The organism is Paraburkholderia sp. GW821-FHT02A12 (assembly GCF_059422005.1).
Window position 1 is genome coordinate 2,930,146 of the sequence record NZ_JBWKWA010000001.1, and the last position, 18,874, is coordinate 2,949,019.

Consider the following 18,874-nt stretch of genomic DNA (forward strand, 5'->3'; position numbering starts at 1 on the left):
ATGCGAATTTTCAGGCGGCGAACCGCGACACGAGCAGCGACTTGATCAGGTCGAACTGGTTGACCGTCATGCGGATACGCTTGTTGAAGTAGTTCAGGAAGATCACGCAGATGATCGCGATCGTCAGGCCGCAAGCGGTGGCCGTCAGCGCGTGGCCGATGCCGCCCGTCACGCCGTTCGGGTTCGCGGTGCCGCTCGTGCCGAGCACGTTGAACGACTCGACCATGCCGATGATCGTACCGAGCAGACCGAGCAGCGGGCCGAGCGTCACGGCTGTATCGAGAATCCACAGATTGCGGTCGAGGCGCGGCATCTGGAACATGATGGTTTCCTCGAGCTCGCGCTCCACCACCGCTTCCGGTTTGCCCTGCACCTTCAGCACGCTTTTGACGAGTTCGCCTTGCACGGTCTGCTTGTAGTGTTCGGCGACCTTCTGTGCGTCGGACAGATTAGCCGGCTCGACCAACTTCAGATCATGTTCGAGCGTCTTGCCCGCCTTGACCGCTCGCGAGAAGAACATGAAGCGCTCGACGATGATCGAGATGCCCAGCAGGAAGATAAAGGCCAGCAACGGAATCAGGCCCATCGATTGAACTGAATAGTTGATAAGGGTATTGAGCACGGGGAACTCCAAAGTACGTCTATAACAAAGTTAAGCCGCTCCGGCGGGGATGACCGGGAGCCGGAGCGGCCGACCGACTAAACAGACTGCGGGTGCATCAAAAGCGTTAGAAGCGGTACGTCGCACCGACCTGGAAGAAGCGGCCGATGTTGGTGTAGAGCGACTGGTCGTAGCCCGTGATATCCGGCGTAGCCTGCCACTCGACGTCGAACGGCGGCTTGCGGTCGAAGATGTTGTTGATGCCGCCGTAGATCGTCCAGTTCTTGAAGCCGCGATATGTGGCCATCAGGTTGAACTGGCTGTACGACGCCACCGACAGCGTGCCGCCGTCGCCGAATTCGGCTGCCACCGCGTTGGTGTACGGCCCCGTGTATTGCCACGTCAGCGTCGTGGTGAACTTGCGGTAATCCCACGTCAAGCTCGTGTTGCCCTTCCAGCGCGGATTGCTGGCGCCGAACGGCTGCAGCAGCGCGAGGTTGTTGCCGGCGAAGTCCTGCGTCGGCGCGCCCGGGCTATTCAGCTTGAAGTGCCACACGTAGGTCCAGTCGCCTGCCAGCGTGAACGTGCCGTACTTCGTGCCGACCGACTTGCGGAAGTTCATGTCGAAGCCGTCTGTGTCGAGCGAACCGAGGTTGATGAACTGTTCCTTGATATAGGCCACCGTGCCGTCCGGATTGCGGATCACCGTGGACGGGTTGTTCGCATCGATCACTGCATTCGGATCGTTGGTGCCGATCACGCCGTCGATGTGAATCTTGTAGAACGCCGCACCGATGTCGGTCGACGAATCCGGCGAGAGCTGGAAGCCGATGTTGTAGTTTTTGGTGTGCTCGGGCTGCAGATTCGGATTGCCGTTGACCTGTTCGGTCGTGAAGTGCTTGGTCGGCACGCCGCTCGGATCGTTCGGATCGACCAGGTTCTGGTGCGCGAGGTAAGTCGCCTGCGAGTTTTCCACCAGCGTCGGCGCGCGGAAACCGCGGCTATACGATGCGTAGGTCGTGACTGCCTGCACCGGCTGATAGCGCAGTGCGAAGCTCGGCGAGAACGCACCGCCGAAGTCGTTGTAGTGGTCGTAACGGCCCGCTTGCGTGAAGGTCAGGTTGCGGATGATCGGAATATCGACCTGATAGTAGACCGCGGCCACGTTGCGCGAACCGTCGACCGTCTGCACGTTGGCCGGCGCGCTGATACCCAGCGCGCTATAGGTGCGCGAGTTGATCAGCGAGCTCTCGTGACGGAACTCGGTGCCGAAACCAACGCCGACCGGGCCACCCGGCAGATTGAACAGGTTGCCGGTCGAGGTCTTCGCCGTGACGCTGTCGAGCTTCGAGATCGCCTGATCGTAGTCGCTCATGAAGACGCCGTTCAAACCGTTCGGCGTTGCCGACGGGTTCGAGAAGTTGAACACGCCGTTCTGCAGAATGTTCTCGACGCCCGCCGCGTTCAACACGTTCGAATAGTGCGTGTCGACCGTGCTCTGCGAATGACCATAGTCCGCGGACCAATCCCAGTCGCCGAACTTCTGCGTGGTGAACGAGCCCTTCACGCCGGTCGATGCCTTCCAGAAGGTGGATACCGTGTCTGCCGAAACGGTATCCGGGAACGTGTAGTTGATTTTCGCAGGCAAACCGAACGGGTTGTATGGATTGCTCGCTGGTACGGTGCGCGACAGCGGCAAGGCCGAACCAGTGGCCGGATTGAATGCGTTGGTGGTGCTGCTCAGCGCCGCCGGACCCTGGTTCTGCACGGTTTCGTTGCGGCTCACCCAGAAGTCGGCATACGCCTGCGTCTCGTCGTTGATCTTGAAGGTGCCGCGCACCTTCGCGTTCAGGCGCGTGGTCGACGGCATCAGCGACGTGGCATTGGCGGGATTCGACTTGCACTCCGCGCCGCCGTCCGCCGATACGCTGCCGGGCGGGCATGGGTTAAGCGCCGTCTTGGTGCCGTCCGGCGCTGTCCAGTACGACTGCTGATTCGGGCCGAGCGGACCGGCGAGGCCGCCAGGGAACTGGCTGAAATCCTGGTTCGCGGTGAAATCGCGGTCGCCGAGCGACGAGCCGGTGTCGCGATAGTAGCTGGCCGCGGCCGTTACGTTGAAGCGATCGGAATTCAGATCGCCAAAGCCGCCGAGCACGCTGAAGGTACCCTGCGCATCGCCCGGATGCTGCGCCTTGCCGAGCTGACCATCGATCTGCAAACCCTGGAAGTTCTTCTTCGTGATGATGTTGACCACGCCGGCAATCGCGTCGGAACCGTACACTGAAACAGCGCCGGTCTTCACGATGTCGATGTGGTCCACCATGTTGAGCGGAATCGAATTGACGTCGAAAAACGTGTCGGTGAAGTTCACCGCCTTGCCGTAGTTCGCCACCCGCTGTCCGTCCACCAGCACCAGCGTGTACTTTTCACTGAGCCCGCGCAACGCGATCCCTGCACCGCCCTGCGCGGAGCTGTTCATGTTGGTTTGCCCCCAGCTGCTGGCCGAGTTCACGGACGTGCCGCGCAGGAAGTCAGCGACCGTCGTGTAGCCGCTCTGCTCGATTTCCTTCGGCGTGATGGTCTGCACTTCCGTGTTGCCGACCTTGTCCGACGTGCGGATCAGCGAGCCGGTCACTTCGACCCGTTGCATCTTCGTCACGTTGCCCGAGTCCGTCGCGGCCGGTGTGGCTTCCGACGTCGGTGCTGCAGCAGTACTACCGGTCGTGGCCGGCTGGCTTTGTGCGAACGCCGGAGAGGCAATAGCAGCCGACAACGCGAGTTCTGCCCAAAGTATTCTTTTGATGGCCAATGCCAATGCCTTTTGTTTCATTTTCCCCTTCTCACTCGTCAGTAAGACCCACACCTGTTGTGCAAAGAAAAGTCTTGTGAACTTCTCCGCTCGATTTGCAGCGACGACGCACCACGTTTAGCCAAAGTTGCCCCGTATCTGTGCAAAAACGCCTAATCGATTAAAGAGGTCTAAACCGATTCGGCAATACGTGAGCACTTCGGTTCTTTTTTAATATCGCAGTCCTAATTTCTTACAAAATAATGCAGGAGTAGCTTTCCAATTCATTTCAACCCACGCAAATCGACTCACTCACGAAATGCTTCTTTTCCATGGGACTTCAGTCATTGGTATTGAAATAAACAATTCTGTATAACTAATCTTTATTTCTTGATTGCTTCGCAACTTCGGCTGTGCTTACCCAGCTAGAACAACCTCGGCGTGCCGACCCAGACCAGCACAGTCTCTTCACCTGCGGTGTTGGTCCATGCATGCGGGACCGTTGACTCGTAATGCGCGGTGTCACCCGCCTGCAACACAAATGTCGTACCTTCGAGTGTGAGGGAGATCTCTCCGCTCATCACGTACAAGAACTCTTCGCCGGCATGCGTCGTCACTTCCGACGGTTGCTGGCCCGCCGGCATCCTCACGAGGATGGCTTCCAGCTTCCTGCTATCCGACAGATTCGTCAGCCTGCCGAACAGGTTGGCCGAATCGGCAAAACCAAAGTACTTCAACTCGGCGCCCCGGCATACCGACCCGGCTTCAGTCGGCGTGTCGATGAAGTACTGCACCGTCACACCTAACGCACGCGCAATGCCGACGAGAGAGGTAATCGACGGCGCCGCCTGACCGCGCTCCACCTGCGACAGAAACGGTTTCGATATCCCCGCAGCGGTCGCTGTGTCTTCAAGCGTGCGCTTGAGCCTGTGGCGCAAAGCGCGAATCTTTCTACCTATCGCCCGCGTTGCAACCGCGGCTTGTTTCTTGTTATCGGGTGGCGGAAACATAGCAAGACAGAATCATGTAGTCAAAATTTGTTTGATATGAGCAAATATTGTTTCATTGGGCGCGACGTACCGTACCTGAGACTTGTATGAAATGAACGGCGCTCGCCTGTAGCGGAAGCTGGATTGACATCCGCCGCCCCCGGACCATGTCTATAAGAATCAGATAACACGACAAGTAGTCTGACGCCGCTCGCCCAGGCGACGGCGAGAAAATCCAGCGCGAGCGAAAGACGCTGCCCGAATGCGGTCGCGCGACTTTTCAATCGACGTGGAAGCTTGAAGACAAACGATGCGCAGAGCTCGCGCGTGTCTCGCCAGCCAAGCGCTAATCGTTGTAAAGGCGCTCAATGGAAGGGGACAATATCAAGCCAAAATCGCACGTCAAACTTTTTTTGATGAGGACATACCTTATTTGGAACCACGGCTCCAATTAGAAGCACGCCTCTAAATAGAGGCATCTCTCTAAAAACATGAACGTGATGCGCATGCCGCCGGGTGAACAGATCGGGCCGCAACTAAACAACGTGCCGCCGGATACTAAACAATTCGTATGGGTCACAAAGCACACGGCCTGCATCGCGTTACCGCGATGCAGGCCGTGTGTTTGCGCTGGTTTGCATCGCGCGTTCGTGCTAACCGTTGGTGCCTTCGCCCGCTTCGACTGGCGCGACGTGCGCGCTTTCGGCGCGAGCCAGCACCGGTCTCAACGCCGCCCCCGTGTGACTCTCGGGTACTTGCGCGAGTCCTTCGGGATCCATAGCAGCCACGATTGTCCCACCGCCTACGCCCCCTTCAGGACCAAGATCGATGATCCAGTCCGCCTCTGCAATCACGTCGAGATCGTGCTCGATGACGACGACGCTATGGCCGCCGTCCGCGAGACGGTGCAGCACGCGAATCAGCTTCGCGACATCCGCCATATGCAAACCGACGGTCGGTTCGTCCAGCACATACAGCGTATGCGGCGGCTTCTGACCACGCCGCGTGATGTCGTCGCGCACCTTGCTCAACTCGGTGACCAGCTTGATGCGCTGTGCTTCGCCGCCCGACAACGTAGGCGACGGCTGCCCCAGCGTGAGATAACCGAGCCCGACGTCCTTCATCAATTGCAAGGGATGCGCGATGTTGGAAATCGGCGCAAAGAACTCGACGGCTTCGTCGATTTCCATGGTCAGCACGTCGCCGATGTTCTTGCCGCGCCAGGTGACCGCGAGCGTCTCCGGATTGAAACGTTGACCGTGACAAACGTCGCACGGCACTTTCACGTCGGGCAGGAAGCTCATGCCGATGGTGCGCACGCCTTGCCCTTCGCAAGCGGGACAGCGGCCTTCACCCGTGTTGAACGAGAAGCGCGACGCCGTGTAGCCACGCGCGCGCGCTTCGAGCGTGCCGGCAAACAGCTTGCGGATCGCGTCCCACACGCCGATGTAGGTCGCCGGACATGAACGCGGCGTCTTGCCGATCGGGGTCTGGTCGACTTCGAGCACACGGTCGATGGTTTCCCAGCCGGTCACCGCGTCGCACCCTTGCCATGCATGCGTGACGTTGAGCGGCGCGCGGGGCGCCGTGCGCGCCAATACGCTCGAGCGCCGGTTCGCCGCCGGCTGCTCCTGCGCCGCCGCGCGCGCACGCCGCGTAGCCGGCGACGACAGCACCGAGCGCCCGACCGCATCCAGCAGATTGGCCATCAGCACATCGCGCGCGAGCGTCGACTTGCCGGAACCGCTCACACCCGTCACCGCGACTAGCCGCGATAGCGGAATGCCGACCGTCACGTTGCGCAGGTTGTGCAGCTTGCCGCCATGCACCGTTAGCCAGTTCTCGGGTACGGCCGCTGCGCGTTTGGTCGGCGCGACCACCTTGCGGCGCGGCTGCAACGGATGCACGATCGGCTGCGCGAGAAACTGCCCGGTCAGCGAATCGGATTGCGCCGACAGATCGGCAACACTGCCTTGCGCGATGAGCGTACCGCCGCGCTTGCCCGCACCGGGCCCGATATCGATGATGTGATCGGCACGCCGAATGGTGTCTTCGTCATGTTCGACCACCACCAGCGTATTGCCCTTCTCGCCCAGCTTGCGCAATGCGTTCAGCAGAATCTGGTTGTCGCGCGGATGCAGACCGATAGTGGGTTCGTCGAGCACATAGCACACGCCTTGCAGATTGCTGCCGAGCTGCGCGGCGAGCCGGATGCGCTGCGCTTCGCCACCCGACAAACTCGGCGCCGCGCGATCGAGACTCAGATAGCCGAGCCCGACTTCTTCGAGGAACTGCAGACGGCTGCCGATTTCGCTGATCACGTCGCGCGCGATTTCCGCCTCACGGCCCGTCATTTCCAGCGTGTCGATCCATTTGCGCGTATCGGAAACCGTCCACTGCGCGACCTCGACGATCGCGTGCGCATCGAACGCGACCGCGCGCGCGGTCGGATTCAGACGCGTGCCGGCGCAATCGGGACACGGTTCGTCGACGACTCCTTCCGGTTCCTGCTCCTCCGACGGCAAGCTTTGCTCGCGGCCGCGATTGTCGTCGACGATCACAGTGTCGTCGTATGCCGCACGTTGCTCGCGCGTCAGCGCGAGGCCCGTGCCGACACAGGTGGTGCACCAGCCATGCTTGCTGTTGTACGAGAACATGCGCGGGTCGAGCTCGGGATAGCTCGTGCCGCACACCGGACACGCGCGCTTGATGGACAGCACCTTCACCGCGCCGAGCGTGGCCGTGGGATGACCGCCGCTGATCGCGTCGTGCAAACCGTCGAGGGGCGCAAGCAGATGCATCACGCCATTGCCGATTTCGAGCGTCTCGTCGAGCGCGCGGCGCAATTCAGCTTCGTTGTCCGGCGACACGACGATGTCGACCACCGGCAACTCGATCGTGTGCTCGCGAAAGCGGTCGAGCTTCGGCCAAGGGTCCACCGGCACAAACTCGCCGTCCACGCGCAGATGCGTATTGCCGCGCGCTTTCGCCCACTTCGCGAGATCGGTATAGACGCCCTTGCGGTTCACGACGAGCGGCGCGAGGAAACCGACGTGCTCGCCTTTGTGATCGCGCAGCAGCTGCGCGGCAATCGACTCGACACTCTGCGACGTGACCGGCGTGCCGTCGTGAATGCAATGTTGCAGACCGAGCTTCACATACAGCAGACGCAGAAAGTGCCACACTTCCGACGTGGTCGCCACGGTACTCTTGCGGCCGCCGCGCGACAAACGCTGCTCGATCGCGACAGTGGGCGGAATGCCGTACACCGCGTCGACTTCGGGGCGGCCGGCCGGCTGCACGATCGACCGCGCGTACGCGTTCAGCGATTCGAGGTAACGGCGCTGCCCTTCGTGGAACAGAATGTCGAAGGCGAGCGTGGATTTGCCCGAACCGGACACGCCGGTGATCACGTTGAACTTGCCGTGCGGAATATCGACGTCGAGCGCCTTCAGATTGTGCTCGCGCGCGTTGACGATGCGCACCACGTCCTCGCCTTCGATCGCCCGGCGCGCACGCGCTGCACTCAGCGCCTTTTGCAACGGAATACCTTGTGGCGACGGCTCGGCCGCGGCGCTCATCGCGCGGTCGTATTGCAGCAGTGCCTCGCCGGTATGCGATTGACCGCAATGCTTGACGTCTTCGGGCGTGCCCGCGCACAGCACCCGGCCGCCGCCGTCCCCGCCTTCGGGGCCGAGATCGATCAGCCAGTCGGCCGCGCGGATCACGTCGAGATTGTGCTCGATCACGATCAGCGAATGGCCGCTTGCGAGCAGCTTGCCGAACGCCTGCATCAGCTTGGCGATGTCGTCGAAATGCAGGCCGGTGGTCGGCTCGTCGAACATGAACAGACGTTTCGCGACCGCCTGTTTTGCACTGCGCGCGGTGCGCGCCTGCGCCGATTCCGCGAGAAAACCGGCGAGCTTGAGCCGCTGCGCCTCGCCGCCGGACAGCGTCGGCACAGGCTGGCCGAGCTTCACGTATTCGAGGCCCACGTCGACGATGGGCTGCAGCACGCGCAACACTTCGGCATCCTTCGCGAAGTAGGCGGTGGCTTCGCTCACCGTCAGTTCCAGCACGTCGGCAATGCTCAAGGCGCGCGCCGGCTCGCCTCGCTCGATCTTCACTTCGAGCAGTTCGGCGCGATAACGGCGGCCGTCGCAATCCGGACAGCGCAAATACACGTCGCTCAGGAACTGCATTTCGATGTGCTCGAAGCCCGAACCGCCGCAGGTCGGGCAACGTCCTTCGCCCGAGTTGAAGCTGAACATGCCGGGGCCGTAACCGCGTTGCTTCGCAAGCGGCGCCTTGGCGAACAGCTTGCGGATTTCGTCGAACGCGCCGACGTAACTGGCGGGATTCGAGCGCGCGGTCTTGCCGATCGGCGACTGGTCGACGAATATGACGTCCGTGACCTGACCGGCGCCCGTCAGGCTCCTGAACGCGCCGGGCGATTCAGTGGCGAGACCGAAGTGCCGTGCCATGGCCGGATACAAAACGTCCTGCAGCAAGGTGGATTTGCCGGAACCCGACACGCCCGTCACGCAGACGAGGCATTGCAACGGAATCTCAACCGTGACATCGCGCAGGTTATGTTCGGTCGCACCCTCGAGCACGATGCGCGGCGTGCCTGCATCCACCGGACGCTGCGACCAGTGCGCCGCGTCCGCCACGTGCCGGCGCCCGCCCAGGTACTCGCCGGTCAGCGTGCCGGACGAACGGATCGCCTCGGGCGAGCCGTCGTAAATGATCGAGCCGCCGCGTTCGCCCGGCCCCGGGCCCATGTCGATCAGGCGGTCCGCCGCGAGCATCACCGACGGATCGTGTTCGACCACCACCAGCGTATTGCCCGCATCGCGCAGCCGGTGCATTGCTTCGACGATCCGGTTCAGGTCGCGCGGATGCAGGCCGATGCTCGGCTCGTCGAGCACGAACAGCGTTTTGGTGAGCGATGTGCCGAGCGCCGTGGTGAGGTTGATCCGCTGCACCTCGCCGCCCGACAGCGTGCGGCTTTGCCGGTCGAGCGTCAGATAGCCCAGACCGACGTCGCACAGATACTTGAGGCGCGTACGCACTTCGGCGAGCAGCAGCTTGAGCGCGTCGTCGAGCAATGCGCTCGGCAGGCTGATCTCGTCGAAGAAACGCCGGATGCGCTCGATCGGCAGCAGCATCAGATCGTGCACGGTCAGACCCGGCAACGCCTCGAGTTGCGCGCGCTGCCAATCGACGCCGCGCGGCATGAAGCGCCGTTCGGGCGCGAGCACCGAGTCGGCATTCGCCTGGGTGCCGAGGCGCCACAACAGCGATTCAGTTTTCAAACGCGCGCCGCCGCAGGTTTCACACGGCGTATAGCTGCGGTACTTCGACAGCAGCACGCGAATGTGCATCTTGTACGCTTTCGATTCGAGATATTCGAAGAAGCGTTTGACGCCGTACCAATGGCTTTGCCACTTGCCGTTCCAGTCTGGCGAACCGTTGATGACCCAGTCGCGCTCGGCATCCGTCAGTTCGCCCCACGGCGTGCCGCGCCGGATATCGGCTTTCGCCGCGTAGCGCATCAGATCGTCCTGGCACTCCTTCCAGGCCGGCGTCTGCATTGGCTTGATCGCGCCTTCGCGTAGCGTCTTGCGCGCGTCGGGGATGACGAGACCGAGATCGACGCCGATTACCCGGCCGAAACCGCGGCAGACTTCGCACGCGCCGTAAGCCGAGTTGAACGAGAACAGCGCCGGTTGCGGGTCAGCGTATCGCAGGTCGCTTTCGGGATTGTGCAGACCGGTGGAAAACCGCCAGATTTGCGGCTCCGCTTCGTTAGCCTCCGGCGCTGCCGGCGCTTGCGGCAGTACGTAGAGGTTGACGCGGCCACCGCCGCGTTTGAGCGACGCCTCGATCGCTTCGACCACCCGCTGCTTGTCGACCTGGCGCAAACGGAAGCGGTCGGCCACCACGTCCAGCAGCTTGCGCTTGCCGGTGGGCGAATCGACTTCGCGCTGCGCCTGCACCCGCGTGTAGCCGCTCGCGGACAGCCATTGCTCGACTTCCTGCTCCGACGCGGACTCCGGCAACTCCACCGGGAACGTGACGACCAGCCGCGGATCGTGCTCCGCGGTGCGCGCCAGCAGATCGGCGTAAATCGTTTCCGGCGTGTCGTGGCGCACCTGCTGCGCGGTCTTGCGATCGAACAGCTCGGCCGCCCGCGCGTAGAGCAGCTTCAGATGATCGTTGAGCTCGGTCATCGTGCCGACCGTGGAGCGCGAGCTGCGCACCGGATTGGTCTGGTCGATCGCGATGGCGGGCGGCACGCCGTCGACACGGTCGACTTGCGGCCGGTCCATGCGGTCGAGAAACTGCCGGGCGTAAGCGCTGAAGGTTTCGACGTAGCGCCGCTGCCCTTCCGCGTACAGCGTGTCGAACACGAGACTCGATTTGCCGGAACCGGACGGGCCGGTGACGACCGTCATTTCGCCGGTTCGCACGTCGAGATCGACGTTCTTCAGGTTGTGCTGACGCGCGCCGCGAATCTTGATAATGCCGTTAGATGCCAATTTATCCGACCGTCTGAATGAGTGGGCCACCTCTCACGGACGCCTCGCGACCGCGCAAGTTCGGGGCACCCCGGCCGCGCGGGACGACACGCGGAGGGCCGGGCTGCAACGGGATACTATACTGTACATTTATACAGTTTTCCATGACGCGGCACGGCCTCGCTGCGGCACCGCTTCCGACAATGACAGGCGACGCCGGACGCGCGCCGTCTGGCCGGTCAGCGTGGGGTCAGCATGGGTTGGGAGCGATTTGAAAGGGTGGCGCAAAGCCGTGAGAGGTGGCGGTACGGCCGCGGCCGTACCGCCGCCGCGGGTGAAGCGATCGAACGCACTGCGGATTCATATCCTGCGCATCCGCAAGCCCGATCTAGCCGTAGACGCTCGCCATGCTGAACCGGTCCACCGTGGGGGCCGCCGAATCGACCAGAGTATCGGCCGGCGCATCGGCACCCGAACCATCAGCCGCCCTATTGCGGCCCAGTGCATAAGCCACACAGCGTCTCGCCAGCACCTCGGCGGGATCGATCAGCCGCACCACCAGTCCGCCGGGCCGCGCCAGCGTCGAGCCGCGCAGCAGCAGCGGCAGTTCGGTGCAGCCCAGCACGATCACCTGCACGCCTTGCGCGACCAGATCGTCGACCGCGGCGGCGACGTCGTCGCTGCACTCGCCCGACGTATGGCCGGCCTTGGCGCCATGGCGCCCGTAGACCGCGTTCATCAGCCGCGCCTGTGCCGCCGCGGACGGCGCGACCTGCACGAGGCCGCGCACCTCGAGCGCTTTCTCGTAGACGCGGCTTGCGAGCGTGCCTGAAGTCGCCAGCATGCCGACTTCACGCAGGGTCGGGAACGACTCGCGCAGATAATCGACGGTACAGGTCGGCATATTGACGATCGGAATGTTCAGCGCAGGCTGGATCCGCTCGACAAACGCATGCGCGGTATTGCACGGAATCGCGATGATATCCGCGCCGCCCTCTTCGAGCGTCTTGCAAGCCGCATAGAGGGCGAGCGTCGGATCGTCGCCGTTGCCGAGCAGGGCTTCGGTGCGATCCGGAATCTGCGGATTCTGCTCGACCATGACCTTGATATGGTCCTGATCGCGCGCAGCCGGCGTGTTGCGCACCAGCTTCGCCATGAAATCGACGGTCGCCGCGGGTCCGACACCGCCCAGCACGCCCACCTTGAAGCGCCGCTGCGGCTGCGGGAATTGCGCCGCCGCGACGTAGCGCGCGTAGACCCGATTGGCGTCGACCAGCGGCACGTCCAGCGTGCCGAGCGCGCGCGCGACCATGGCGATTTCGGCGAGCCCCGGCAGGATGATTTGCGCGCCTTGCGCGACGAGGTCCGCGCAGGCCGCCCGCAGCAACTCGACTGGCCGGCCGTAGAGACGGCCGCTATTGATGCCGTCGTCGCCATACACCGCGCTGGTGACGCGATCCACGCCGTGTTCATTGCGCGGATGCAGCACGTCGAATTGCGCGGCGTCGAAATAGCGCTCGAAAAGGCCGTTGCCGCGTATGTACTCGGAAGTAAGGACACCGACACGCCGAACCGACGGAAAGGCTTGCCGCACATGCAGCGAAAGCGCCAGCATGATGTCGGCGATCGGGAGGGACGCGTTCGCCGTCAGCTCGTCGATGAAGGTATGACTGAGGAAGCAGGGCAATACGATGGCATCGACTCCGCGTTTTTCGAAGGTACGGATCGTGTCGAATACGTGGAGTTTGAATGCGGCGTTCGCCGCGTCGATCAAGGCCGAGCCATGCCACGGCTGTTGCTCGAGCACAAGGTCGAATCGTCCTGCGGCGCGCGAACGGCGCCAGGCGGCGGTCATCTTGCTCAATACGTCGGCGCTCGCCAGCGGCGCCGCACCGGTCACGATGCCCAGCGAACGATAGCGTTGCATGATGACCCCCGTCAGCTTGGTTGGCTTTGATATTAGGCCGCTTTTGCGCGGTTTGAAGATGACACTATGGGGTTGTGGTTTGACATGGGGTTAACGTTGATTCTTTCCTTTGGCGGCGGCAAAAAACATCAACCCTCGTCGTCCCGCGAACCATAAGCCGCCAGCACCTTGTGCGCAACCATATCCATAGCCGGCTTGACCAGGCCATTCTTGTCAGTCCAGACCTTGGGCGTCAGCGCCCCGCTCAGGGCGACGCTATCGGCATCGCTCAGCGCCAGCAGTCCACGTTGGACATCGTCATCAAACGCAATCACATTGACGAAAACCGTATCGCCGTCATTGGTGGCAGCCCGCACCTTGCAGGTCACAAACCGCTTGCCGTTTTGCCCCGTGCGAATCTGCGCCTCGCCGAACAACCGCCCGCCCACCAGTCCATCGATCATTGCCCTGCTCCTCTTATCCGCTCACCGTGCAAAAAGCAATATTGCCAGCACGGCACGTATGATCCCACGATAAACAGCGCCGCCGGCGCACAACAAGAAACCCGCCGCGCGTCAAACGCCAACAACCCTATCCACACCCCGCACCAATCGCCTGGCCAGGCGGGGCTGCCGCAACTGCTCGAGCCACCACCGCAACGCGCGCCCTTCCTGATCGCCGCGCCACGCGACATACATCACATGCGCACCACCGGCATCAGCAGTTCGAATAAATGGGACTTTTAGTAGACGGTCAATCCGCGCCGGCGGCTTCGAAGATATCGCGCAGCCACTGCGCAAACACCCGCACGCGCGACGACAACTGGCGGTTCTGCGGATAGAGCACCGACACCGGCATCGGCGGCGGCGGAAAGTCCGGCAGGATGATCTTCAGCCGCCCTGAGGCCAGTTCTGCCGCCACGCGGTATTGCGGCACCTGCACGATGCCGAGGCCGGCCACCGCCGAGCCGGTGTAGAGATCGGCGCCGGTCACCGACACCGCCGCCGGTAGATACACCGCCCTCTCGCGGCCGTCGACGGTGAATTCGAGCGGCACCGGTTTGCCAGTCGCGCTCGACAGGTAGTTGACCGCCCGGTGCATGGACAGCTCCGCTGGGTCGGCAGGCTCGCCGTGGGCCGCCAGATAGGCCGGGCTCGCCACTGTCACTTGTGGCAGTTGCGCGACGCGCCGCCCCACCATCGACGAATCCTGCAAATTACCCGCCCGCAGCACACAATCGATCCCCTCGCGCACCAGATCGACCAGCCGGTCGTCTTCGCCGATCGTCAGCTCGATCTCGGGAAACTGCGCAAGGAACGCCGGCAGCGCCGGCACGACGAAGTGCCGCGCCAGTGTGCTTTGCAAATTCACCCGCAACAAGCCCTTCGGCGCGATGTTCGTGAACGAGCCCTCCGCCTCCTCCATATCGGCGATGAGCCGTACGCAGCGCCGGTAATACGCCTCGCCGTCATGCGTGAGGCGCACCGAGCGCGTGGTGCGCTCCAGCAGCCGCGCGCCAAGCCGCCGTTCCATGCGTTTCATCAGATTGGTGACGGTGGCGCGCGGAATCTGCAGATCGTCTGACGCCCGCGTGAAGCTCTGCCGCTCGGCAATCCGCACGAACACCCGCATTTCCTCGAAACGATCCATGTTCAACGCCTGTACGACGGATCCGCCGGGAGGCCGCCGGGTAATTATTAAAGCAAATGGAATGATGATAGCAAGTGTAACCAGATTATCTTTAACAAGAAAACGCCCATGATTCGTCTCACCCACACACCACACAGAAGGAAACGAATCATGAACACGATCAAAAACGCTCAAGTCGCCATCGTGACCGGCGCATCCCGCGGCATCGGCGCAGCTGTCGCGCAACGCCTCGCCAAAGACGGTTTCGCAGTCGCCGTCAACTACGCATCGAGCTCGACGGAAGCCGACGCGCTGGTCGCCGAACTCGAGGCTGCCGGCGCCAGGGCGATCGCAGTGAAGGCCGACGTCTCGAAGGCCGACGAGGTACGCCGCATGTTCGAAACCACCGAACAGCAACTCGGCAAGGTGGACGTACTGGTCAACAACGCCGGCGTGCTCAAGACCGTGCCGCTCGCCGACACCAGCGACGCGCTGTACGACCAGACCTTCGACATCAACGTGCGCGGCACCTTCAACACCTTGCGCGAAGCCGCGGCCCGGATGAACGACGGCGGACGCATCGTCAACTTCTCGAGCACCACGCTCGCGCTGAACATGCCTGGCTATGCGGTCTACAACGGCACGAAGGCCGCCGTCGAAGCGTTCACGCATGTGTTCGCCAAGGAACTGCGCGGCCGCGACATCACCGTCAACGCCGTAGCGCCGGGCCCGATCGCCACGTCGCTGTTCCTCGACGGCAAGACCGAAGAGCAGATCCAGACCTTCGCGAAGATGCCGCCGCTGCAACGCCTTGGCCAGCCGGACGATATCGCGTCGGTGGTGTCGTTCCTCGCCGGTCCGGACGCCGGCTGGGTTAACGGCCAGATCCTGCGCGCCAACGGCGGCGTCGCGTGAAGTGCTCGAAGTGTCGGAGCGCGTGGGCATCGACTTCGCCCGGCGGATCGGCATGGCCGATTTGCTGGAAGCAAAGATCAAGCGTTGAGCACGATAGCTGGGGGCGCCGAGCTGGGGGCGCCGAGCTGGGGGCGCCGAACTGGGAGCGCCGAACTGGGAGCGCCGAGCTGGGAGCGCCGAGCTGGGAGCGCCGAGCCGGGGACGTCAAACTGCGGGCCGAGCCGGTGACGCCGATGGCACGGATAGCGCCGCCGGAGATCAAGGCGTGTGGATTCCGCTGGACGGTGACTGGCAGGTCGAGTACGACCGGCATACGTATCGGGCGGGCCATGCGAGCGCCGGCAAATGGTTCAGTGCGGGAGTAGCGGACAAGCCATACAAGCTCGTCACCAGCGAGCATAGCTATGTGATGACGATCGAACGCGTCGATTTCGACGCGATGCTCGCGCAGGGCTTTGCGTTCGACGCGCATCTCGACGCCGGCCGCCGCTACTACGGCGAACTATTCGCCGCTCCGGCCGAACTCGTGAAATGACGTCGGGCCGGAGCGCGTTGGCGCTTATTGCAAAGCGCTTAAACAGGCTTCGGATTGCGCTCGGCAAATCCTTCCTGATGCCAGTACGGATAAGCCGGACGCACGGCGCTGGCGGCATCGAGTTTGGCCACCTGCTCGGGCGTCAGATTCCAGCCGACCGCGCCGAGATTCTGCCGCAACTGCTCCTCGTTGCGCGCGCCGATCAGCACCGTGGATACCGTCGGACGCTGCAACAGCCAGTTCAGCGCGATTTGCGGCACCGTCTTGCCGGTTTCGGCGGCGACCTCGTCGATCGCATCGAGCACGCGGAACAGATACTCGTCCGGTACCGGCGGGCCCATGTCGGCGGTCTTATGCAGACGGCTCGTATCCGGCAGCGGCTGGCCGCGTTTGAGCTTGCCGGTGAGACGGCCCCAGCCGAGCGGACTCCACACCACCGCGCCCACGCCTTGATCGACGCCGAGCGGCATCAGCTCCCACTCGTAATCGCGGCCGACGAGCGAGTAGTACGTCTGATTCGCGACATAGCGCGGATAGCCGTAGCGATCCGCGATGTCCTGCGATTTCATCAAATGCCAGCCGGAGAAATTCGACACGCCGGTGTAGCGGATCTTGCCGGCGCGCACGAGATCGTCGAGCGTGGACAGGACTTCGGCGATCGGCGTCTTCGCGTCGAAGCCGTGCAACTGGAACAGGTCGATGTAGTCCGTTTGCAGGCGCCTGAGCGCCGCATCGACCGCCTGAACCAGATGAAAGCGCGATGAGCCGACATGGTTCGGATCATCGTCGAAGCGGAAGGTCGCCTTGGTCGAGATGATCGCTTTGTCGCGCTTGCCCTTGAGCGCTTCGCCGAGCACCGACTCGGAAGCGCCTTTCGAATAGATGTCGGCACTATCGAACAGGGTGACGCCCGCGTCGAAGCAGATGTCGATCAAACGGCGCGCCTCGGCCACGTCGGTGGCGCCCCACGCTTCGAAGAATTCGCCCTTGCCGCCGATGGTGCCCGTGCCGAAACTCAGCACCGGCACCGTGAAACCGGACGCGCCCAAATGTCTGTATTCCATTGAAGAATCTCCATGGCATAGCCGTCGATAAACGGACATTCAGTCTACGCGCGTCTGCGCCAACGCGTCGGCTGGCTCGCCGCCCCGCCCGCGCCGCGCCGTCGATAGTCGAGTTTTTATCTTTGGTCTGCCGCCGGCACGGCCGGCGTACTCAATGCGGCCAGCGCGTCGCGCGCGGCCCGAATCACGCTGTCCCAATCGCCCAGGGCGGGCTGCCGGAACAGGGTCGCGCGAGGATACCACGGCGTATCCGTGCGCTCGAGCATCCAGCGCCAGCATGTGTCGAAGCGATTCAGAATCCATACGGGCTTGTCCAGCGCACCGGCCAGATGCGCGGTGGACGTGTCCACCGAAATCACCAGGTCGAGGTTCGCCACCAGTGCCGCGGTATCGGCGAAATCATCGAGTTCCCCGGTGTAGTCGACGACGCGGTGAGCCGATTCGTTAGCGGGCAGTTGCTGCGCCGCCGGACCTTTTTGCAGGCTGAAGAACCGCACGTTCGGCACGTCGAGAATCGGTGCGAGCCGCTCGAACGTGATCGAGCGGCGCGCGTCGTTCTTGCGGAGTTCGGCGACATGCGGCCGATTTCCGCCGGCCCAGACGAGCCCGACTTTCAGGCGGCCGTCCGCGTGTGCTTCGATACGGTCGTGCCACAAGCGGGCGGCCTGGGCGTCGGCGAATAGATAGGGCGTCTGCGACGGAATGCTCGCGATGCCGGTTCTGAATGCGAGCGGCAGACTCAGCAACGGGCAGTGACAATCGAACGGCGGCAGCGCCTGGCCGGATTCGACCCATTGATCCACGCCGTCGAGTGTGGACATGAGCCGCATCAACTCCGGCGGCACTTCGAGCACGACCTTGGCGCCGAGCTTCGACACCAGCGCGGCATACCGGCAAAACTGCAGCGTGTCGCCCAGGCCCTGCTCCCCGTGCAGGAGAATGGTTTTGCCGTCGAGCGAAAAATCGCCCAGCCAGAGGGGTTCGGCAAAGCGGCGCTTGCTTTCCTTGATCCGGCCGCGTTCCCAACGCCACTCGTACTTCTGCCACCCCGCTTCGAGCCGCCCCATTTGCAGCAGACACAGCGCTTCGTTCCAATGCGTCTCGGCGGAAGCGGGATTCACCGCCAGCGCGCGCTCGTAGCTGAGCAACGCCTGCGCGTGCTCGTTGAGATCGATCTGGGTCAGACCGAGATTGTTCCAGGCGTCGGCAAACGCGGGCGCGAGTTCGAGCGCGCGCCGATAGCTGCGTTGCGCCTCTTCCGGCTGGTTCAGATCGCTGAGCGCATTGCCGCGATTGCTCCAGGCGTCGGGATAATTCGGCTGCAAGGCGAGCGCGCGATCGCAGCTTGCCAACGCATCGGCGGGACGGCCCAGATCGCGCAGCACGCAGGCGCGATTATTCCAGGCTTGCGCGAAATCCGGCCTCAAGGCGAGCGCGCGATCAAAGCTGCCGAGCGCCTCCACGGGCAGATTCAGACCCGCCTGCGCGTTGCCGCGATTGTTCAATGCGTCGGGAAATCTGGCCTGAAGCGCCAGTGCGCGATCGGCGTTCGCGAGGCCTTCGTCGAAACGCTGCAACGCGTTGAGCGCATAGGCGAGATTCGAATGGATCGGCGCCTGTTTCGCATCGATGGCGATGGCTTTCCTGAGCAGCTCGATGCCCTCTTGCAGCCGGTCCGCTTGCAGCGCGAGTGCGCCCAGCAGTTGCAGCGCGCCGACATGGCGTGGCTTGAGTTCGAGAATCTCGCGATAGAGTTCTTCGGCCTCGGCGAATGCGCCGTTCTGCTGAAGCGCGACGGCTTGCCGAAGCATGTTGTCCAACTGTTGCGGCAGATTGGCAGGCTTGCTCATGGATGAGCTTTTATTGAATGCGTGTGGAATCGGAAGACAGCTTTCGAATTGCTGAACCGCGCCAAACGCCGCG

Annotated in this window: 11 protein-coding genes; 2 read left to right on the top strand and 9 right to left on the bottom strand. The window is 62.9% G+C overall.

What is annotated here, in order from left to right:
* Positions 1–10 precede the first annotated feature (10 nt).
* The 7 genes from AC07WT_RS13285 to AC07WT_RS13315 all read right to left on the bottom strand — a co-directional run bounded on the left by AC07WT_RS13285 (position 11) and on the right by AC07WT_RS13315 (position 14,458).
* Entirely contained in the window at positions 11–622 is a 612-nt protein-coding gene (locus AC07WT_RS13285; protein WP_492594885.1) for a MotA/TolQ/ExbB proton channel family protein, read from the bottom strand.
* Positions 623–728: 106 nt separating this feature from the next.
* Positions 729–3,431 carry a TonB-dependent receptor plug domain-containing protein gene (locus AC07WT_RS13290; RefSeq protein ID WP_494947454.1) on the bottom strand — a complete coding sequence of 901 codons (2,703 nt, stop codon included), beginning with the start codon at positions 3,429–3,431 and terminating at the stop codon, positions 729–731.
* Between the two features lie 383 nt (positions 3,432–3,814).
* Complete coding sequence (locus tag AC07WT_RS13295) at positions 3,815–4,399, bottom strand: helix-turn-helix domain-containing protein (RefSeq protein ID WP_494947455.1); 585 nt, start codon at positions 4,397–4,399, stop codon at positions 3,815–3,817.
* A 632-nt stretch (positions 4,400–5,031) separates the two neighbouring features.
* The gene (gene uvrA / locus AC07WT_RS13300; RefSeq protein ID WP_494947456.1) at positions 5,032–10,923 is read right to left on the bottom strand and encodes an excinuclease ABC subunit UvrA; all 5,892 of its coding nucleotides are present in this window, start codon (positions 10,921–10,923) and stop codon (positions 5,032–5,034) included.
* Between the two features lie 367 nt (positions 10,924–11,290).
* A complete protein-coding gene (gene cuyB, locus AC07WT_RS13305) occupies positions 11,291–12,829 on the bottom strand; it encodes a cysteate racemase (protein ID WP_494947457.1) in 1,539 nt (512 codons plus the stop codon).
* Between the two features lie 128 nt (positions 12,830–12,957).
* On the bottom strand, positions 12,958–13,272 hold the full coding sequence (locus tag AC07WT_RS13310; protein WP_494947458.1) for a single-stranded DNA-binding protein: 315 nt from the start codon (positions 13,270–13,272) through the stop codon (positions 12,958–12,960).
* Positions 13,273–13,561: 289 nt separating this feature from the next.
* Positions 13,562–14,458: a LysR family transcriptional regulator gene (locus AC07WT_RS13315; RefSeq protein ID WP_494947459.1), complete on the bottom strand. Its 897-nt coding sequence runs from the start codon at positions 14,456–14,458 to the stop codon at positions 13,562–13,564.
* Between the two features lie 150 nt (positions 14,459–14,608).
* On the opposite strand from AC07WT_RS13315, the gene AC07WT_RS13320 reads away from it, so the two are divergent.
* Both AC07WT_RS13320 and AC07WT_RS13325 read left to right on the top strand, forming a co-directional pair.
* Positions 14,609–15,352 (top strand): SDR family oxidoreductase, encoded by a 744-nt coding sequence (locus AC07WT_RS13320; RefSeq protein WP_494947460.1) that lies wholly within the window; start codon positions 14,609–14,611, stop codon positions 15,350–15,352.
* A 265-nt stretch (positions 15,353–15,617) separates the two neighbouring features.
* A complete protein-coding gene (locus AC07WT_RS13325; RefSeq protein ID WP_494947461.1) occupies positions 15,618–15,887 on the top strand; it encodes a hypothetical protein in 270 nt (89 codons plus the stop codon).
* Positions 15,888–15,925: 38 nt separating this feature from the next.
* On the opposite strand, the gene AC07WT_RS13330 is transcribed toward AC07WT_RS13325, so the two are convergent.
* Together AC07WT_RS13330 and AC07WT_RS13335 are read right to left on the bottom strand one after the other, a co-directional pair.
* The gene (locus AC07WT_RS13330) at positions 15,926–16,951 is read right to left on the bottom strand and encodes an aldo/keto reductase (RefSeq protein WP_494947462.1); all 1,026 of its coding nucleotides are present in this window, start codon (positions 16,949–16,951) and stop codon (positions 15,926–15,928) included.
* 116 nt (positions 16,952–17,067) lie between these two features.
* Entirely contained in the window at positions 17,068–18,801 is a 1,734-nt protein-coding gene (locus AC07WT_RS13335; RefSeq protein WP_494947463.1) for a tetratricopeptide repeat protein, read from the bottom strand.
* Positions 18,802–18,874: the final 73 nt, after the last annotated feature.